The sequence below is a fragment of the Pseudomonas sp. JBR1 genome (genome assembly GCF_028198185.1).
GTDB lineage: Bacteria > Pseudomonadota > Gammaproteobacteria > Pseudomonadales > Pseudomonadaceae > Chryseomonas > Chryseomonas oryzihabitans_E.
The window spans coordinates 3,368,810-3,385,357 of record NZ_CP116340.1; the positions used below are offsets into that span (position 1 = coordinate 3,368,810).

16 protein-coding genes are annotated in these 16,548 nt (G+C 65.5%); 9 read left to right on the forward strand and 7 right to left on the reverse strand.

Annotated elements, in window-relative coordinates:
* Positions 1-65 precede the first annotated feature (65 nt).
* Positions 66-1,526, forward strand: coding sequence for a YdgA family protein (locus PJ259_RS15555; protein ID WP_271653414.1), 1,461 nt, complete (start codon positions 66-68; stop codon positions 1,524-1,526).
* Positions 1,527-1,671: 145 nt separating this feature from the next.
* On the opposite strand, the gene PJ259_RS15560 is transcribed toward PJ259_RS15555, so the two are convergent.
* The 5 genes from PJ259_RS15560 to PJ259_RS15580 form a co-directional block, all read right to left on the reverse strand.
* On the reverse strand, positions 1,672-3,633 hold the full coding sequence (locus tag PJ259_RS15560; RefSeq protein ID WP_442964857.1) for a DUF7844 domain-containing protein: 1,962 nt from the start codon (positions 3,631-3,633) through the stop codon (positions 1,672-1,674).
* On the reverse strand, positions 3,630-3,950 hold the full coding sequence (locus tag PJ259_RS15565; RefSeq protein ID WP_059316695.1) for a DUF2388 domain-containing protein: 321 nt from the start codon (positions 3,948-3,950) through the stop codon (positions 3,630-3,632). Before PJ259_RS15565 ends, PJ259_RS15560 begins: the two co-directional genes overlap by 4 nt.
* A gap of 34 nt (positions 3,951-3,984) precedes the next feature.
* Positions 3,985-4,284 carry a DUF2388 domain-containing protein gene (locus PJ259_RS15570; protein WP_059316696.1) on the reverse strand — a complete coding sequence of 100 codons (300 nt, stop codon included), beginning with the start codon at positions 4,282-4,284 and terminating at the stop codon, positions 3,985-3,987.
* Positions 4,285-4,386: 102 nt separating this feature from the next.
* On the reverse strand, positions 4,387-4,707 hold the full coding sequence (locus PJ259_RS15575) for a DUF2388 domain-containing protein (RefSeq protein ID WP_271653415.1): 321 nt from the start codon (positions 4,705-4,707) through the stop codon (positions 4,387-4,389).
* A gap of 73 nt (positions 4,708-4,780) precedes the next feature.
* Positions 4,781-4,990 (reverse strand): DUF1127 domain-containing protein, encoded by a 210-nt coding sequence (locus tag PJ259_RS15580; RefSeq protein ID WP_271653416.1) that lies wholly within the window; start codon positions 4,988-4,990, stop codon positions 4,781-4,783.
* Between the two features lie 261 nt (positions 4,991-5,251).
* Here PJ259_RS15580 and argC point away from each other — a divergent pair, with 261 nt between their 5' ends.
* Entirely contained in the window at positions 5,252-6,205 is a 954-nt protein-coding gene (gene argC, locus PJ259_RS15585) for an N-acetyl-gamma-glutamyl-phosphate reductase (RefSeq protein WP_059316699.1), read from the forward strand.
* Positions 6,206-6,394: 189 nt separating this feature from the next.
* On the opposite strand, the gene yihA is transcribed toward argC, so the two are convergent.
* Positions 6,395-7,033: a ribosome biogenesis GTP-binding protein YihA/YsxC gene (gene yihA, locus PJ259_RS15590; RefSeq protein WP_059316700.1), complete on the reverse strand. Its 639-nt coding sequence runs from the start codon at positions 7,031-7,033 to the stop codon at positions 6,395-6,397.
* Positions 7,034-7,235: 202 nt separating this feature from the next.
* Between yihA and PJ259_RS15595 the strand changes: the two genes are divergently transcribed.
* From PJ259_RS15595 to PJ259_RS15605, 3 genes are all read left to right on the forward strand, one after another.
* Positions 7,236-7,865 carry a thiol:disulfide interchange protein DsbA/DsbL gene (locus tag PJ259_RS15595; RefSeq protein WP_017639243.1) on the forward strand — a complete coding sequence of 210 codons (630 nt, stop codon included), beginning with the start codon at positions 7,236-7,238 and terminating at the stop codon, positions 7,863-7,865.
* Positions 7,866-8,042: 177 nt separating this feature from the next.
* Positions 8,043-9,806, forward strand: coding sequence for a GGDEF domain-containing protein (locus PJ259_RS15600; protein WP_271653417.1), 1,764 nt, complete (start codon positions 8,043-8,045; stop codon positions 9,804-9,806).
* A gap of 25 nt (positions 9,807-9,831) precedes the next feature.
* Positions 9,832-10,617: an N-acetylmuramoyl-L-alanine amidase gene (locus tag PJ259_RS15605; RefSeq protein ID WP_271653418.1), complete on the forward strand. Its 786-nt coding sequence runs from the start codon at positions 9,832-9,834 to the stop codon at positions 10,615-10,617.
* A gap of 18 nt (positions 10,618-10,635) precedes the next feature.
* Here the strand turns inward: PJ259_RS15605 and PJ259_RS15610 are convergent, their stop codons facing one another.
* Positions 10,636-11,733 (reverse strand): GlxA family transcriptional regulator, encoded by a 1,098-nt coding sequence (locus PJ259_RS15610; RefSeq protein ID WP_271653419.1) that lies wholly within the window; start codon positions 11,731-11,733, stop codon positions 10,636-10,638.
* Between the two features lie 465 nt (positions 11,734-12,198).
* On the opposite strand from PJ259_RS15610, the gene choX reads away from it, so the two are divergent.
* The 4 genes from choX (at position 12,199) to choV (ending at position 16,542) form a co-directional block, all read left to right on the forward strand.
* Entirely contained in the window at positions 12,199-13,140 is a 942-nt protein-coding gene (gene choX, locus PJ259_RS15615) for a choline ABC transporter substrate-binding protein (RefSeq protein WP_271653420.1), read from the forward strand.
* 268 nt (positions 13,141-13,408) lie between these two features.
* On the forward strand, positions 13,409-14,347 hold the full coding sequence (locus PJ259_RS15620; protein ID WP_059316704.1) for a choline ABC transporter substrate-binding protein: 939 nt from the start codon (positions 13,409-13,411) through the stop codon (positions 14,345-14,347).
* A 116-nt stretch (positions 14,348-14,463) separates the two neighbouring features.
* Positions 14,464-15,306, forward strand: coding sequence for a choline ABC transporter permease subunit (gene choW, locus PJ259_RS15625; RefSeq protein WP_059316705.1), 843 nt, complete (start codon positions 14,464-14,466; stop codon positions 15,304-15,306).
* A gap of 3 nt (positions 15,307-15,309) precedes the next feature.
* Positions 15,310-16,542, forward strand: a complete 1,233-nt coding sequence (gene choV, locus PJ259_RS15630; protein ID WP_059316706.1) for a choline ABC transporter ATP-binding protein — start codon at positions 15,310-15,312, stop codon at positions 16,540-16,542.
* Positions 16,543-16,548: the final 6 nt, after the last annotated feature.

A 16,548-nucleotide genomic window follows, 5' to 3' on the forward strand; every position in this document is an offset into this window, starting at 1 on the left:
CTCTCGTACACTCCGCCTCCACTCGGCGCGGGTTGCTGCGCTACCTACAAAGGGATTTGGTCTCCATGAAGAAGCCGCTACTTACCACCCTCGCCGGACTGGCCCTGGTCGCCGTCGGCACCGCCGTGGGGGGCGCCTGGTACACCGGCACCCGGCTGGAAGGCGAATTGCGCCAGGCCGCGAGCCAGGCCCAGGTGGCCCTGCAGGCGCAACTGCCCGAGTACCCCTTGCAGCTCCAGCTGGTCGAGCTGCAGCGCGGTGTGTTCAGCAGCACCGCCACCTTCAGCCTGACGGTGCAGGCCGAGGATCGACCGCCGGTGGAGGTGCTGCGGCTGCAGGACGACATCCAGCATGGCCCCTTCCCGCTGACCCGCCTCAAGTCCCTGCAGCTGGCGCCGGTCATGGCGGTCAACCGCTTCACCCTGGCGCGCACGCCGGTCACGGCCGATCTCTTCACCCTGGCCAAGGGCGCCGAACCCGTGCAGCTCGACGCCACCCTGGGCTACGACCGCGGGGTAGACGGCGGCCTGACCCTGGCCGCCCTGCACCTGGACCAGCCCCAGGGCGCGGTGGCCTTCTCCGGCCTGAACGCCACCTTCCACACCGACATGGAGGCCAGCCGGCTACGCCTGGACAGTTCAGTGGGGCAATTCAGCCTCAACGTCCGCACCCCCGACGGCTGGGCCAAGCTGGAGACCGAAGGCTTCGCCCTGACCGGCGACAATCGCCGCAATGCCGATGGCTTCTGGCTGGGCCCAGGCCAGCTGCGCCTGACGCGCCTGTTGCTGGCCATGCCCGGCAAGCCGGCGGTCGAACTGCAGGATCTGCAGCTGCGCGGCGATACCCAGCAACAGGGCCAGCAGTTGTCCGGGACAATCGACGCCAGCCTCGGCCGGCTCGACGTCGCCGGCCAGACCCTGGGCAAGGCGACCCTGAGCGGGCGCTACACCAACCTCGACAGCCCCGCCCTGGCCCAGCTCAACGCCCTGCTGCAGCACCTGCAGTTGGATGCCGAAGAGGGTCTCGATCCCACCACCCAGGCCACGCTGCGGCAGCACCTCAACGATGTGCTCGCGGCCCGGCCGCACCTGGTGGTGGATGATCTGCGCCTCGACACCCCCAGCGGCAGCAGCCATCTGCGCCTGGACCTGACCCTGGACAAGCCGGCGACCTTCGATCTGCCACCGGAGCAGCTCACTGCCCAGCTGCTGTCTCGGCTTGATGCTCGCCTGTCGGTGGCACGCGGTAGCCTGGTGGATGGCGTCCTGTTTCAGGCCGGTGCTCAGCGCACGCAGCCGGCGATGCAGCAACAGGCCCAGGCCACTGCCGAAGCCCTGGCCGGCATCGGCCTGAACAGCGGCCTGCTCAAGGCCGAAGGCGACGACCTGGTGGCTACCCTGGCCTATGCCGCGGGCCGCTTGACGCTCAACGGCCAGGAGGTGCCACCGGAACAGCTGCTGGCCCTGCTGGAGCGCCCGCAGCCGGCGGCCCCGACGCTACCCCAGGGCAAGACACCGAAGCGATAAGCGTGGCAGGTAGGTTGGGCTGAGCAAAGCGAAGCCCAACAAGGCCTTCACCCGCTGGACTTCGACGGTGAAGCCGTCTCAGCCCAACCTACAACGCTCCGTAGGTTGGGCTAAGCGCAGCGAAGCCCAACAGGCCCCAACCGCCCTACTTCAGCTCCAGCCCACCGCTGGCCTTGTTCAGCTCGCGCAGGTGCTTGCCGAGCAGATCCAGGTTGGCTTCGGTCAGGTCCAGGCCGTCGCGGGCCTCCGGCGAGAGCAGCTGCCGGACCTCGTTGTTGAGCGTATCCCTGAGGCTGCGCAGATGGGCCTGGCGCTTCTGGCTCTCGGCGGTCAGCTGTTCCCACTCGCCCGGTTGCGGCAGGCCGTAGCCGTCGGTACCCAGCAGCTCGGCCGGGCGGCTCAGGTAGCCGCTGTCCTTAAGGATCTGCTCCAGGGCGCCACCGGCCTTGCCGAAGCGCGCCTTGTCCACGGCATCCTGACCCAGGTAGCGATCCTTGAGCTCGGTCTGCGCCTGCAGCAGCGCCCGGCGATAGGCCGCTTGCTCCAGCAGCAGCAAGGCGGCGCTGGCGCGCAGGTCGGCGCGCTGGAATTGCTCGCGACGCTGCTGCGGGGTCAGCGCCAGCCAGGCCTCGACGTCCGCCTGGGGCAGGTTCAGGCGCTCCCTGGCCACCTTGAACATGGCCTGGAAGCGTTCGCGGAAGCTGTCGAAGCGATAGCCCAGCCGCAGCGCCTCGCGCGGATCGTCCAGCACCGAGGTGTCCACCAGATCCTTGAACCTGAGCGCGTCCATCAGCCCGGTGGGGGTGATGACATCGAGCTGGGCATCGGCCAGACGCGGCACGCCGTCGTGCAACAGCTTGAAGGTTTCCACCGCGCAGTTGTTAGTGACGAAGTAGTACTGGCCGTCATAGCTCCAGTGCACCTGGGCGGTGCGTTCGAGAAAATCGGCGATCTCCGGGCGGGTCAGCTTGAGCGGCACCGATTGCAGGCCGCGCAGCTCCACCTTGGTGTACTCGTCCACCACCTGGGCCAGCGGCAGCACGAACAGCCGCGAGGGGTAGGAGCCGGTCAGGCCACGCCAGCTGGAGAGCTGGACGTCGTTGACGAAGGCCCGGAACGACAGCACCAGGTGGTATTGCAGGTCCAGCCGGCAATCCGGGCCGCGTGGCCGACCGGGGGCGCAGACCACCAGGCGCAGCATGCTGTGGCCCCAGCGGCTCATGACCTTTTCGTTGCCCTCGGCCAGCAGGTAGTCGACCGCATAGACCCGCTCCGGATCGAGCCAACCCAGGGGCGCCTCGCCGAAGTCATTGCCGGCGTTGAGATAGGGATAGCGCCCCGGACAGGCGTCGTGCGCCGGCGACCAGCCGAAGTGCTCGGCGAAGTAGCGCTGCAGCGCCGGTCGCCGGCAGGCGTAGCTGGGATCGAGCAGGAAATACTCCATGTTCACCGCCACGAATTCCTTCGGGTTGGTGACTTCATAGAGATCGGGACTGCGGGCGATGAAGAGGTTCTTCGACTCGCGATTGCCGTGCTTGCGCGTCTTCACCTGCCAGCCGGCCAGGTCCAGCAACCGTGGATCATCGGACAGGGTATAGCTGCGCCCGGCCTGGCCCTGGCATTTCACCGGCAACTGGTCGGAAGTCAGCCCCAGGCCGCCGCAGGACAGGATCAGCTGGCGCTGCTCGGGCGTCCAGACGCGCTCGCGGTCATAGAAGTGGGTCAGCTCATGCAGCACCGTGGCCAGCAGCTCGCGGTGCTGGGTGCCATGGGGTCGACCGGTCTGGATACCGGTGTCGCTGCCGTCCACCAGACTAGGCAGCAGGCGGCGATTGAGCAGCAGATTGCGCCGATCCGCCTCGCCATAGGCTTCTTTCAGCAGCTCGCTGCTCCAGCGCACCGGAATGCGTTCGTCGAGCGCCGCCTTGAATTTGGGTGGCAGCAACGCCTGGGCCTCATCCAGCAACTGCTGGGTGGCCTGGATCTGCGCGGGCGTCAGGCCCTGGGTGTCGAGTTCGAGGTGCAGGGCGGCCTGGGCCCCACCGAGGGCCAGGCCGGCCGCGAGGCCAGCCAGCCACTGCCGCAGCCGGCCGGCGCGGTTCTTCACAGCGCCAGGATGGCCTGAGCCAGCTGCAGGTCGTTGGCCTGACGCGCGGCCGGGAACTGGTCGCGCAGGCTGCGGAAGGCCTCTTCCAGCTGCACGCCGCGGATGTCGCCGTCGGTGGCGACAAAGCTGGCGGCATCGCCACGGGCAGCCTGGACCACCTTGGCGTCACGGATGGAGGTGGTGGTGTCGGAAGTGAAGTCGATGCTGCGCTGCAGCGCCCGCACCACGATGTTACTGGTGGCCACCAGGGTCTGGGCCTGAGCCAGGCTCGAAACGCCCAGGGTCAGGGCAGCGGCGATAAGCAGGGAACGGCGCATGGATACTCCAGGGATGTCACGGAATTGAAACGGACTACTGACTCAGAATGGCCTGGGCGAGTTCCCGGTCGGAAGCGTGCAACCCGGGATCGGCCGCGCGCAGGGCTCTTAAGGTTTCTTCCAGCTGAGCGCCGCGCAGGGCGCCGTCGGTGGCGACGAAAGCCGCGGCATCGTCACGGGCCGCCAGGACCAGTTTGTTCTGGAAGGGGCCGGTGGTGAGCTGGCTGGTGCCGTAGATGGTCTTGACCAGACCTTCGGTGGTGGAGTCGAACGCCAGAACCGGCGTGGCAAGACAGAGCCCGAGCAACAGCCCGGCAGAACGGCGGAAATACATGGATGACGACCCTCCGGTGGCAGATGGTCGCCAAGGCTAACGCAGCCCCCCGCTCCGGGCTAGCAGACAGGCGGCGCAGGGGGTATTTCGTGGTGTTGCGGTCTAGATCGCCAGGATCGCCTGAGCCAGCTGGTCGTCGCTGGCCTGACGCAGTTCTGGCGCCTGGCTGCGCAGGTGGTCCAGCGCCGCTTCCAGACGTACACCGCGGATGTCACCGGCGCTGCCGACGAAGCTGGCCGCATCGTCGCGGGCGTCCAGCACCAGCTTGTCGTTCTTGAAGGACCCGGTGATGGACGACGTCGTATCGGAGGTCGCATCAATGGCGTTGACGATGATGTCGGTGGTGACATAGAAGCTCGACGCCGACGCGGCGGTGGACAGGCAGAACAGCGCCGCAGCGGCGCTCAGGTGCAAGGTTTTCATGGGTGGCTCCCGTCTGGATATGCCTGAGTGAGACTACTGCCAGCCGGCGGAAGTCTCACCTCGCCGCATAATTTCACTCCTGCCAGAAGGACTTGCTTCCTTCCCGATACTGATCGGCCAGGTTCAAGCCCAGATCGCCCAGCGCTCGGGGATCCAGCCGCTGCAGTTGGCGACGGCCGATCGATCGTCGCCGCCAGCGGGCGAAGAGCTGCAACAGTCGGCGAAAGCCGCGACAGCAGGCCAAAGACCGCATTGGGGCAGAACCGAAGGTCAGGGGATCCATGGCGCATTCCGGTGTAGTGGCAGGAAGACTCCAGCTTCGCCGCCACAGGCAAAGCAGACCACTTACAGCTATGGAACACTGTATCCGTACAAAACTTGCCAATCTGGATCTGTACCTCTATCAATCAGGGAGAGGACGCTGGCGCGTCCGGCTGCGCCGGTCTGACAGGCCCTGGCTGTAACCCTGACCTCCGGCGTATGCCTGCTGTGCCCGAGTCGCTACAATCGATGCTTTCAGCGCCCATCCGCGAGAGGCACCGCCATGAGCTTCAAAGTTTTCGTCGACGGCCAGGAAGGCACCACCGGCCTGCGCCTGCTGGACTATCTGACCGGCCGTTCGGATATCGAGCTGCTGCGCATCGACGAGAGCAAGCGCAAGGACCCGGCCGAGCGTGCGCGCTTCCTCAATGCCGCCGACGTGGCCTTCCTCTGCCTGCCCGATGCCGCCTCCCGGGAAGCGGTCAGCCTGGTGACCAATCCGAACACCTGCATCATCGACGCCAGCACCGCCTTCCGCACCGACAGCGGCTGGACCTACGGCCTGCCCGAACTCGCCCCCGGACAACGCGAGGCGCTGCGCGCCAGCAAGCGCATCGCCAACCCGGGCTGCCACGCCAGCGCCTTCATCCTGCTGGCTCGCCCGCTGGTGGACGCCGGCCTGCTGGCCCCGGAAACCCCGCTGTCGGCCTTTTCCCTGACCGGCTACAGCGGCGGCGGCAAGCAGATGATCGCCGCCTACGAAGCCGGCGGCGATGCACGCCTGCAGAGCCCGCGTCCCTATGCCATGGGCCAGGGCCACAAGCACCTGCCGGAAATGCGCGTACAGAGCGGCCTGGCCGCCGCGCCGGTGTTCAGCCCCATCGTCGGGCCCTTCCTCAAGGGCCTGGCAGTCACTATCCCGCTGCACGCCAGCCAGTTGCGTCCCGGCACCACGGCGGCCGACCTGCAGGCGGCGCTGGCCCGGCACTATGATGGCGAAGCCTTCATTCGCGTGGCGTCGGTAGCGGCCGAGGAGGAACTGGACAATGGCTTCTTCGACGTCCAGGCCAGCAACGACACCAACCGCGCCGATCTTTTCGTCTATGGCAATGCCGAGCGGATGACGCTGGTAGCGCGCCTCGACAACCTGGGCAAGGGCGCGGCCGGTGCCGCCGTTCAGTGCATGAACGTACACCTGGGGGTCGACGAGGGCCTGGGACTCGCCAGCGGCCGCTAGTCAGGGCGCCGGCTTTCTTCCCGGGTGGGGCGAACCTTTCTCAAGGCGCCCCGTCTGAATTGCTGAACGGTTCGGATAACCGTTCAGCTCCTTTGCTGTTTAGTGTTGGCAGATGCTGGACCCCTGCTTTGGCGGTCCAGTCTTGAACTCCGGACTTCTCCCCTCCCCCGATGGAAGTCCGGAGTTTTTTTATGCCTCGGCGACGGGCTCGTCGAGCCCCAGCCAGCCGGCCAGCACCCGCTGCGCATCTTCCACGCCCTGGCGCTTGGGCGCCGAGAACAGCTGGATACTGGCGGTATCGCCCCAGCCCTGACGTATTTCGCGCTGCACCTTGAGCAGGGCATTCTTTTGCGCGCCGAAGGCCAGCTTGTCGGCCTTGGTCAGCAGGATGTGCAGCGGCATGGAGCTGGCCTGGGCCCAGTCCAGCATCAGGCGGTCGAACTCGGTCAGCGGATGGCGGATGTCCATCATCAGCACCACGCCACTGAGCGAATTGCGGCTGCTCAGATAGGCCTCCAGGTGCTCCTGCCAGTGCTGCTTGAGCGGGATCGGTACCTTGGCGTAGCCATAGCCGGGCAGGTCCACCAGGCGCCGCTCCTCGTCGAGGCTGAAGAAGTTGAGCAGCTGGGTGCGCCCCGGCGTCTTGGAGGTGCGCGCCAGGTTGGCATGGGTCAGGGTGTTGAGCGCGCTGGACTTGCCGGCGTTGGAGCGGCCGGCAAAGGCCACTTCCAGGCCGCTGTCGAACGGGCACTGATCGACCTTGGCGGCGCTGATGAGAAAGGACGCCTGCTGGCACAGACCGACGATGGGATTCTTGAAGCTGGACATGGGGGTACTCGCGAGCGCGCGGCAAAGCCAGCAGTATATCGGATGCGCCGGACGAGAGCCTTGCCCGCCGGCAACCTGAACGAAGCCTGAACATGGCCGGCCTCGGCCGCTCTGGCGACTAGGCGCGGCGATGCACCCGGCTACAATGCCCGCAATCCGTCATGCCCGGTTGGTGGGCGTGCCTTCTTCCAGGAGTAGTCCCATGCGCAACCTGCTTTTCTCCGCCGTGTTCGCCGCCGCCAGTCTGTTCGGCGCGGCCGCCCATGCCGACGACATCCAGGCCGGCAAGCAGTACACCGAACTGAGCAGTCCGGTTCCGGTGTCCGAGCCCGGCAAGATCGAAGTGGTTGAGCTGTTCTGGTACGGCTGCCCGCACTGCTACGCCTTCGAACCCACGCTCAACGCCTGGTCCAAGAAGCTGCCCGACGACGTTACCTTCAAGCGCGTGCCGGCCATGTTCGGTGGCGTCTGGAACGTCCACGGTCAGCTGTTCGTGACCCTGGAAGCCATGGGCGTGGAAGCCAAGGTGCATGACGCCGTCTTCGCCGCCATCCACAAGGAACACAAGAAGCTCGCCACCCCCGAAGAGATGGCCGACTTCCTCGCCACCCAGGGCGTGGATCGCGACAAGTTCCTCAGCACCTACAATTCCTTCGCCGTGAAGGGTCAGGTGGAAAAAGACAAGAAACTGGCCATGGCCTATCAGATCACCGGCGTGCCGACCATGGTGGTCAATGGCAAGTACCGCTTCGACCTGGGCTCTTCGGGTGGTCCGGACGAGACCCTGAAGGTCGCCGACTTCCTGATCCAGAAAGAACGCGCCGCCAAGTAATACCCCGCCGCCGCCGCGTCCTGCGGCGGCGGCTCCTCAGCTCGTCCCTCTCAAGCGGCCTCCGGTCGTCCTACTCAAACTTTCGCCGAAACCGCCGATACCCTAGCGACTATCAAGTGGGCTGGCCGCCTTGTCGCGCCTGCCTGCTGGCCACCCTCAAGCCTCTGGAGCGGGCGGATGGAGCGCGCAGACGTCGAACGCTGGAAAAGCAAATACCTGGAGAGCCTCGAGAACCTCGAACGCCTGGAAAGCCGGTGGGAAAACCGCCTGGACCTGGTGCGACGCGGTCTCGTGCGCAGCAGCCTGGCCGCCGAAGGCAACGACGTGGCGGTGGACGCCTGCCTGGTCGAATTGCGCGACATTCTCCGCCGTGACGACAGCGACGCCGATCTCGCCAAGCTGATCCCGCGCCTGGAGCGCACCGTACTCGATTCCGAGCAGCGCCGGGAATTGCGTGCACGCCAGGTGGCCGATGCCTTTGCCGAACTCTGTCGCCTGCTGCAGACCCTGGAGTTGCCCCGCGAGCAGCGCAAGGCGCTCAAGGGTTTCGCCAAGCGCGCCCAGGCCGCTGCCGGCCAGCCGGGCGAGCTGCCCGCGCTGCTCGGCGAATTCAGCCGTCTGCAGCAACAGGCACTGAGCCAGCTGCACCCCGAGCAGCCCGCCCGCCCTGGCTTTTTGCAACGCCTGCTGGGGAGTCGCGGTGAGACAGCCGAGGACGGGCCGGCCCCCCTGCCCGCGCAACCCGTGGAGTCCATCCCACCTCCTGCACGGGAGGAAGCGGCGGAGCTGTCCGAACCGGCCTCGTCAGCGCTCGATCATCCGCCATCACCGGCTCCCGAGGCCTCGCCTGCCCCGGCTGATCCGGCCTATGCCCTGCCTCCCGCTCCCGAGCCGGGCTACAGCGCCATCGCCCCGCACCTGGAAGCCACCCTGCTACGGCTGCTCGATGACCTGGCCCTGCCCGATAGCCACAAGCCCCAGGCCGAACACCTGCGCCAGCGCATACAGGGCAGCCTGAACTGGTACGAACTCGTCCCGGTGCTCGACGACCTGTCGGTGCTGGTGCTGGCCCTCAACCATTCCGGGCAGAGCGAATTCCAGCTCTACCTGCGCCGCCTCAACGAACGTCTCGCCGCCTTTCAGAGCGGCCTGCAGGACGTCCACGAGCAGCGTCAGGACGGCCAGACCCAGGAGCGCGCCTTTGGCGAAGTCCTGCGCGGTCAGGTCAACGACCTGCAGAGCGAGGTGCAGGACGCCACCAACCTGGACAGCCTCAAGCTGTCTCTGGACAGTCGCCTGGAAGGCCTGCTGGCCAGCCTGGCCGAGCAGCAGACCCAGCGCGAGACCCGTGAACAGGAGGCCAGCGACCAGCTCAGCGCCCTCACCGAGCGCGTCGCCGGCATGGAACGCGAAGCCAAGCAGTATCGCGGCCACCTGGAAGAACAGCGGCTGAAGGCCCTCTGCGACCCGCTCACGGGGCTGCCCAACCGCGCCGCCTGGAGCGAGCGCCTGGACCTGGAGGTAGCCCGCTGGCAACGCCATGGCGGCGACCTGCTCATGGCCGTGCTCGACGTCGATCTGTTCAAGCGCATCAACGACGGCTACGGCCACCTGGCTGGCGACAAGGTGCTCAAGATCATCGCCAACGAATTGCAACGCCGCCTGCGCAAGACCGACTTCATCGCCCGCTTCGGGGGCGAGGAGTTCGTCGTGCTACTGGGCGCCACGCCCCTTGCCGGCGGGGTCACCCTGATCGAGCAACTCCGCGCCGCGGTCGCGGCCTGCCCCTTCCATTTCAAGGGTGAACGGGTGGTGGTCACCCTGTCCGCCGGTCTTGCCGCCTTTGCGCCAGGCGAGGATGCCGATACCGTATTCGAACGTGCCGACCAGGCGCTCTACCGCGCCAAGCGCGCCGGACGCGATCGCCTGGACGTGGCCTGACCCTTCCGCCGTTCGCGAGGTAACCGTGCGCAATCCCTTCAAGCTCCTTCCCTGGCTGCTCTGCGGCCTGCTCCTGGCCGGCTGCTCCAGCGGTCCGCGTATCAATGACGACTACACCGCTCGCGACCAGGACAGCCGGGTGCAATACATCGTGCTGCACTACACCGCGGCCGGCTCGCAGCAATCGCTCAAGCTGCTGACCCAGGCCGGCGTCAGTGCCCACTACCTGATCGACACCGATGGCACCATCTATCGCCTGGTGGACGAAAATCGCCGCGCCTGGCACGCCGGCGTCAGCGAATGGGAGGGGCGGACCTGGCTCAACTCCACCTCCATCGGCATCGAGATGGTCAACCTGGGCTTTCGCGACACCCCCGCCGGACGCCAGTGGTATCCCTTCAGCGAAGCCCAGATCAAGGCACTGATTCCGCTGCTCAAGGACATCGAACAGCGCCATGGACTGGATCGCCGCGCCATCGTCGGGCACAGCGATATCGCCCCGGGGCGCAAGCAGGATCCAGGTCCGCTGTTTCCCTGGGCTCGTCTGGCCGCGGCGGGCCTGATCAACTGGCCGGATCAGAACATGGTCGCCCAGCGCCAAGCCAGCCTGGGCGGCGTGCTGCCGCCGCCGGCCTGGTTCCAGGATCAACTGGCACGAGTTGGTTATGCGGTACCCCGCACCGGCGTGCTCGACCAGGGCACTCGCGATGTCATCGGCGCCTTCCAGATGAAGTACCGGCCAGGCCGTTTCGACGGCCAGCCGGATCTGCAGACGGCAGCGTTGCTGCTCAGCCTGCCCAGCGGTCGCTAGGCGGCGTGAAGCGGCGGCTTACAGCCGCACGCTGGCAAAGGTGGATTCGCCCTGGGCCTGGCTCAGGGCGGCCAGTGCCGAGGACGCGGGCATCAGCGACAGCTCCTGGGACAGCGGCATCAGCGCGATGGGCTGCTGGATGGTCGGCCCCTGACGCTCGTCGCGCGGCGGGATGCCGAAGTACTCGCGGTAGCACTTGGAGAAGTGCGGGGTGGAGACGAAGCCGCACACCGAGGCCACCTCGATGATCGACAGGGTGGTCTGCTTGAGCAGCTGCCGGGCGCGGATCAGGCGCAGCTTGAGGTAGTAGCGCGACGGCGAGCAGTGCAGGTACTTCTGGAACAGACGCTCCAGCTGGCGTCGGGACACGTCCACATAGACCGCCAGCTCGTCGAGATCGATGGGCTCTTCGAGATTGGCCTCCATCAGCGCCACGATCTCCTGCAGCTTGGGCTGGTTGGTGCCCAGCATGTGCTTGAGCGGGACGCGCTGGTGATCCTGCTCGTTGCGGATGCGCTCGTAGATGAACATTTCCGAAATCGCCGCCGACAGCTCGCGGCCATGCTCGCGGCCGATCAGGTGCAGCATCATGTCCATCGGCGCCGTGCCGCCCGAAGCGGTGCAGCGGTTGCGGTCGATGGTGAACAGGCGGGTGCTGAGCACCACGCGCGGATAGGCTTCCTGCAGCGCTGCCAGGGTTTCCCAGTGCACGCTGCAATCGTAACCGTCGAGCAGGCCGGCGCGGGCCAGGGCCCAGCTGCCAGTACAGACCGCGCCCAGCTTGCGACCCTGACGCGCCTGGCTCTGCAACCAGGTGCAGTGCTCGCGAGACACGCTGCGCTGGATACCCACGCCGCCACAGACGATCACCATGTCCATTGCCGGGGCGGCGCTCACGGCGCTGTCCGGGGTGATCTGCAAGCCGTCGCTCGCCCGCACCGGACGGCCATCCAGGCTCAGGGTGCACCAGCGATAGAGTTCCCGTCCTGACAGCTGATTGGCCATGCGCAGTGGCTCCACGGCCGAAGCCAGGGAGATGAGCGTGAAGTTATCCAGTAGCAGAAAGCCGATGGACTGGATCGCACGGGCCTGTGACGAGGTGGGAATGGGCGACATGGTTTGAATCTCCTTCACGCAGGCTAAGGCCCTTTTCTGGGCTCTAATGAGGTGCGGCAGACGACTGTGGACGAAGAATGTGTCGCGGACGCATAAGTCATGTCGCAATTCCCATGCCGAAAATAGGTGAACCCAGTGACGACGAGGCTGTCTGGGCCGAATAACCCATTCAGCAGCAGCCAATAGCCTTGATTAGATAGGTTTTTTAATTGCGACCCTTCTGATCCGAGACCGACCTCTGGGCAGTAGCACTTCGCCACATGTATTCCATTGGTAACACCAGGACGTAACCGGCCCGCGCCAAAATGTGGCATGGCGACTCAGTGGGCACAGTCGTAGGTCAGCCGATCGACCGTTTGTCGCCCCTCTGGTGACACATGGCGAAAAGCCAGTAAAGCCCGGGCTAGACGGACCGGTACGTGCAACGGTCAGGCCTCTCACCGTCGCGATCCGTTGGAGTCCAGGATGAAGATCTCCCAAGCGCTGTGGCTGTCCGGTCTGTTGCTGTGCTCGGCTGCGCAGGCAGCGGGCGAACCCGAAAGCTGCCATGAGGTACGTCTGGCCGATGTCGGCTGGTCGGATCTCAATGTCACCAACGCCATGACCCGCTATCTGCTCAGCACCCTGGGTTACGAGACCGAGGTGCTGCGACTTTCCCTGCCGCAGACCTACGAAGCTCTGGCCAGGAACGAGGCCGATGTCTTCCTTGGCAACTGGATGCCCGCCCAGACCAAACTCAGCCAGGCCTATATCGATGCCGGCACGCTCGAACGCCTGCACGCCAACCTGGAAGGTGCTCGCTACACCCTGGCCGTGCCCCAGTACGTCTATGACGCCGGGGTGAAGAACGTCGCCGATATCGCCCGCTACGCTGATCGCTTCGGCCACACCCTCTACGGCATCGAGCCGGGCAACGATGGCAATGCCCTGCTCAAGAAGATGATCGCCAACGACGCCTTCGGCCTGGGCGGCTTCACCCTCGACGAATCCAGCGAACAGGGCATGCTGACCCAGGTGCGGATGAAAGAGCTGCTGGACCGGCAGTGGATCGTCTTTCTCGGCTGGGAACCGCACCCGATGAACATCCGGCACAAGCTGGCCTATCTCGATGGCGGTGACGACTACTTCGGTCCCCATCAGGGCGGTGCCACGGTCTACACGGTGGTGCGCAAGGGCTATGCCCAGCAGTGCCCCAATGTCGCCCGGCTGCTGGGCAACCTGGTGTTTTCCCTGGACATGGAAAACCAGCTGATGGACAGGGTGCTCAACGAAAAGGACAACCCGCGCCGCGCCGCGCGCCTTTGGCTACAGCGCAATCCCGAGCAGCTCGAAACCTGGCTCAAGGGCGTTGTCACCCGCGGCGGAACTCCTGCCAACCTGGCGATCAAGGCCAGTCTGGCCCACTGACCATCCACCTTGGAACGCTCGCCAACACCTCTGGCCTGGGTTTTACCGCACGAGCCCGCGTAGCCGGCGGACCAACCGATGCGCTCTGCCGCGACCGCCGCGAAAGCGCCCTGGACCCCATGCTGGATACGACATTTCCGCTTCTGGTTGCGACGCCGCGTACACTGGTAGCGACGCAGGCGGTAGGCGCGCCTGGGGGGATGAGTTACAGATAAATACACGTGGGGCGCACCGAAAGGTACCCCACCAAACGCAAGGAGATGTGTCCATGAAAGGTTGTTCCCGTTGGCTCTGGAGTGCCGCCCTGCTGGCGCCACTTTTTGTTCAGGCAGCCGAGCCGGCCTCTTGTGCCAAGGTACGCTTCGCGGATGTCGGCTGGACCGACATCACGGTAACCACGGCCGTGACCAGCGAGGTGCTGCACGCCCTGGGCTACCAGACCACGACCAACATGATCTCCGTACCGGTCACCTATAAGTCTTTGCAAAACAAGGACATAGACGTCTTTCTCGGCAACTGGATGCCGAGCATGGCAGCGGACATCAAGCCCTATGCGGACAATGGCAGCGTCGAGACCGTACGCGCCAACCTGGAGGGCGCCAAGTACACCCTGGCCGTCCCCCAGTACGTCTATGACGCCGGGGTCAAGAGCTTCGCCGACATCGCCAAGAATGCCGACAAGTTCGACGGCAAGATCTACGGGATCGAGCCGGGCAACGACGGCAACCGCCTGATCCAGGGCATGATCGACAAGAATGCCTTCGACCTGGGCAAGTTCAAGCTGGTGGAGTCCAGCGAGGCCGGGATGCTGTCGCAGATCCAGCGCGCCGAGCGACGCAAGCAGTGGGTGGTATTCCTCGGCTGGGAACCCCATCCGATGAACACCCGCTTCAAGATGGCCTACCTCCAGGGCGGCGACGACGTCTTCGGCCCCAACTACGGCGGCGCCACCATCTACACCAACGTGCGCAAGGGCTACGTCCAGGAATGCTCCAACGTGGGCAAGCTGCTGACCAACCTGTCCTTTACCCTGGACATGGAAAACCAGCTGATGGACAAGGTCCTCAACGAAAAACAATCCGCGAGCGCGGCCGCCAAGGTGTGGCTCAAGGCGCATCCGCAGGTGCTCGACCAGTGGCTGGCCGGCGTGACCACACGCGACGGCAAGCCTGCGCTAGAAGCGGCCAAAGCCGCCTTGGCACCCTGACGGAACAATAACATTCGACTGTCCCGCGCCACTTCGGGCGGGTACTGCCACAGCCGAAGCACGAATCAGCGTTTCTCGTGCTTCGACCTGTCCACTCCTACCTGACGGGCACCGTTATGTTAATAACAGACCACAAACTCCCTCTCGGTCAGCAGATCGCCGACTTCATCGACTGGTTGACGCTGCATGGCGCCAGCGTCTTCGACAAGATCTCCGATGTGCTATCCGGCCTTATCCATGGCCTCACCGCCGGCCTGATGTGGTTCAACCCGCTGGCCTTCATTGCGCTGGTGGCGGTGGGCGTCTATCTGCTGCAACGCAGCATCGGCCTGGTGATCTTCGCCCTCATCTCCCTGCTGCTGATCCTCAATCTGGGGTACTGGCAGGAAACCATGGAAACCCTGGCCCAGGTGGTCTTCGCCACCCTGGTCTGCATCGCCGTCGGCGTGCCACTGGGCATCATCGCCGCGCACAAACCCTGGTTCTACACCGGCCTGCGCCCGGTCCTGGACCTGATGCAGACGGTCCCCACCTTCGTCTATCTGATTCCGACCCTGACTCTGTTCGGCCTGGGCGTAGTGCCCGGGCTGATCTCCACGGTGGTCTTCGCCGTGGCCGCGCCGATCCGCCTGACCTGCCTGGGCATCCAGGACGTTCCCGCCGAGCTGATGGACGCCGGCAAGGCCTTTGGCTGCTCGCGCTGGCAGCTGCTGACCCGCATCGAACTACCCCATGCCATGCCCAGCATCGGGGCCGGTATCACCCAGTGCATCATGCTGTCGCTGTCCATGGTGGTGATCGCTGCCCTGGTAGGCGCCGACGGCCTCGGCAAGCCAGTGGTGAACGCCCTCAACACTGCGGACATCGCCCTGGGCTTCGAGGCGGGACTGTCCATCGTCCTGATCGCCATCCTGCTCGACCGGGTGTGCAAGCAACCCGCCCCACGCGAGGTTAAATAAGTCATGACCGCCATTCGTTTCGAACATGTCGACGTCATCTTCGGCAAGCAGAACAAGCGCGCCCTGGAAATGCTCGACCAGGGCAAGGGCCGCAGCGATATCCTCCAGGAAACCGGCCAGGTGCTGGGCGTCGAGGACGCCTGTCTGGAGGTCCAGAAGGGCGAGATCTGCGTGCTGATGGGCCTGTCCGGCTCAGGCAAGTCCAGCCTGCTGCGCTGCATCAACGGCCTCAATACCGTGAGTCGCGGCAAGCTGCTGATCGAGCACAAAGGCAGCGAAGTGGACATCGCCAACTGCTCGCCCGCGGTACTCAAGGACATGCGTACCACCCGCATCGCCATGGTGTTCCAGAAGTTCGCCCTGATGCCCTGGCTGACCGTGGCCGAGAACGTCGGCTTCGGTCTCGAGATGCAGGGTCGCTCGGCTGCCGAGCGCAAGAAGCTGGTCGACGAGAAGCTGGAATTGGTCGGCCTGACCCAGTGGCGCAACAAGAAGCCCGACTCCCTCTCCGGCGGCATGCAGCAGCGCGTGGGCCTGGCCCGCGCCCTGGCCATGGATGCCGACATCCTGCTGATGGACGAACCCTTCTCCGCCCTTGATCCGCTCATTCGCCAGCAGCTGCAGGACGAATTGCTGCAGCTGCAGGCCAAGGTCAACAAGACCATCGTCTTCGTCAGTCATGATTTGGACGAAGCCCTCAAGATCGGCACCAACATCGCCATCATGAAGGACGGCCGCATCATCCAGCACGGCCGCCCCGAGGACATCGTGCTCAATCCGGCGGACGAATACGTACGCACCTTCGTCGCCCACACCAATCCGCTCAACGTGCTCAGCGGCTATAGCCTGATGCGTGGCCTGGACAAGTGCGGTCGCGAAGGCAACGAGATCTGCCTGGAGCGCAGCCACGACATCTGGCTGGCCCTGGAAAACCAGACGGTCAAGGCCCTGCGCCGTGGCGGCGAAAGCCTGGCCCTGCAACGCTGGACCCCGGGTATGCCGGTCACCAGCCTGCAGCGCCAACCGACCCTGGCACCGGCCGACATCCGTATGCGCGATGCCCTGGAGATCCGCTACCACACCGGGCACAAGCTGGTACTGGAGACCGATGGCCGTGCCGTGGGCATCCTCGGTGACAAGGAGCTCTACCACGCCTTGCTGGGCAAGAACCTGGAGAAGGCCGGCGAAGACGTCGCCCCGCCCGCCGTGCGCTCCACCCTGTCCCAGGCGGGCTGACCGCCT

Bases quoted from the DNA above. Each gene is read 5' to 3' on its own strand.
- PJ259_RS15555 (WP_271653414.1), top strand. From the start codon at position 66: ATGAAGAAGCCGCTACTTACCACCCTCGCCGGACTGGCCCTGGTCGCC.
- PJ259_RS15565 (WP_059316695.1), bottom strand. From the start codon at position 3,950: ATGCGCCGTTCCCTGCTTATCGCCGCTGCCCTGACCCTGGGCGTTTCG.
- PJ259_RS15570 (WP_059316696.1), bottom strand. From the start codon at position 4,284: ATGTATTTCCGCCGTTCTGCCGGGCTGTTGCTCGGGCTCTGTCTTGCC.
- PJ259_RS15575 (WP_271653415.1), bottom strand. From the start codon at position 4,707: ATGAAAACCTTGCACCTGAGCGCCGCTGCGGCGCTGTTCTGCCTGTCC.
- PJ259_RS15580 (WP_271653416.1), bottom strand. From the start codon at position 4,990: ATGGATCCCCTGACCTTCGGTTCTGCCCCAATGCGGTCTTTGGCCTGC.
- argC (WP_059316699.1), top strand. From the start codon at position 5,252: ATGAGCTTCAAAGTTTTCGTCGACGGCCAGGAAGGCACCACCGGCCTG.
- yihA (WP_059316700.1), bottom strand. From the start codon at position 7,033: ATGTCCAGCTTCAAGAATCCCATCGTCGGTCTGTGCCAGCAGGCGTCC.
- PJ259_RS15595 (WP_017639243.1), top strand. From the start codon at position 7,236: ATGCGCAACCTGCTTTTCTCCGCCGTGTTCGCCGCCGCCAGTCTGTTC.
- PJ259_RS15600 (WP_271653417.1), top strand. From the start codon at position 8,043: ATGGAGCGCGCAGACGTCGAACGCTGGAAAAGCAAATACCTGGAGAGC.
- PJ259_RS15610 (WP_271653419.1), bottom strand. From the start codon at position 11,733: ATGTCGCCCATTCCCACCTCGTCACAGGCCCGTGCGATCCAGTCCATC.
- choX (WP_271653420.1), top strand. From the start codon at position 12,199: ATGAAGATCTCCCAAGCGCTGTGGCTGTCCGGTCTGTTGCTGTGCTCG.
- PJ259_RS15620 (WP_059316704.1), top strand. From the start codon at position 13,409: ATGAAAGGTTGTTCCCGTTGGCTCTGGAGTGCCGCCCTGCTGGCGCCA.
- choW (WP_059316705.1), top strand. From the start codon at position 14,464: ATGTTAATAACAGACCACAAACTCCCTCTCGGTCAGCAGATCGCCGAC.
- choV (WP_059316706.1), top strand. From the start codon at position 15,310: ATGACCGCCATTCGTTTCGAACATGTCGACGTCATCTTCGGCAAGCAG.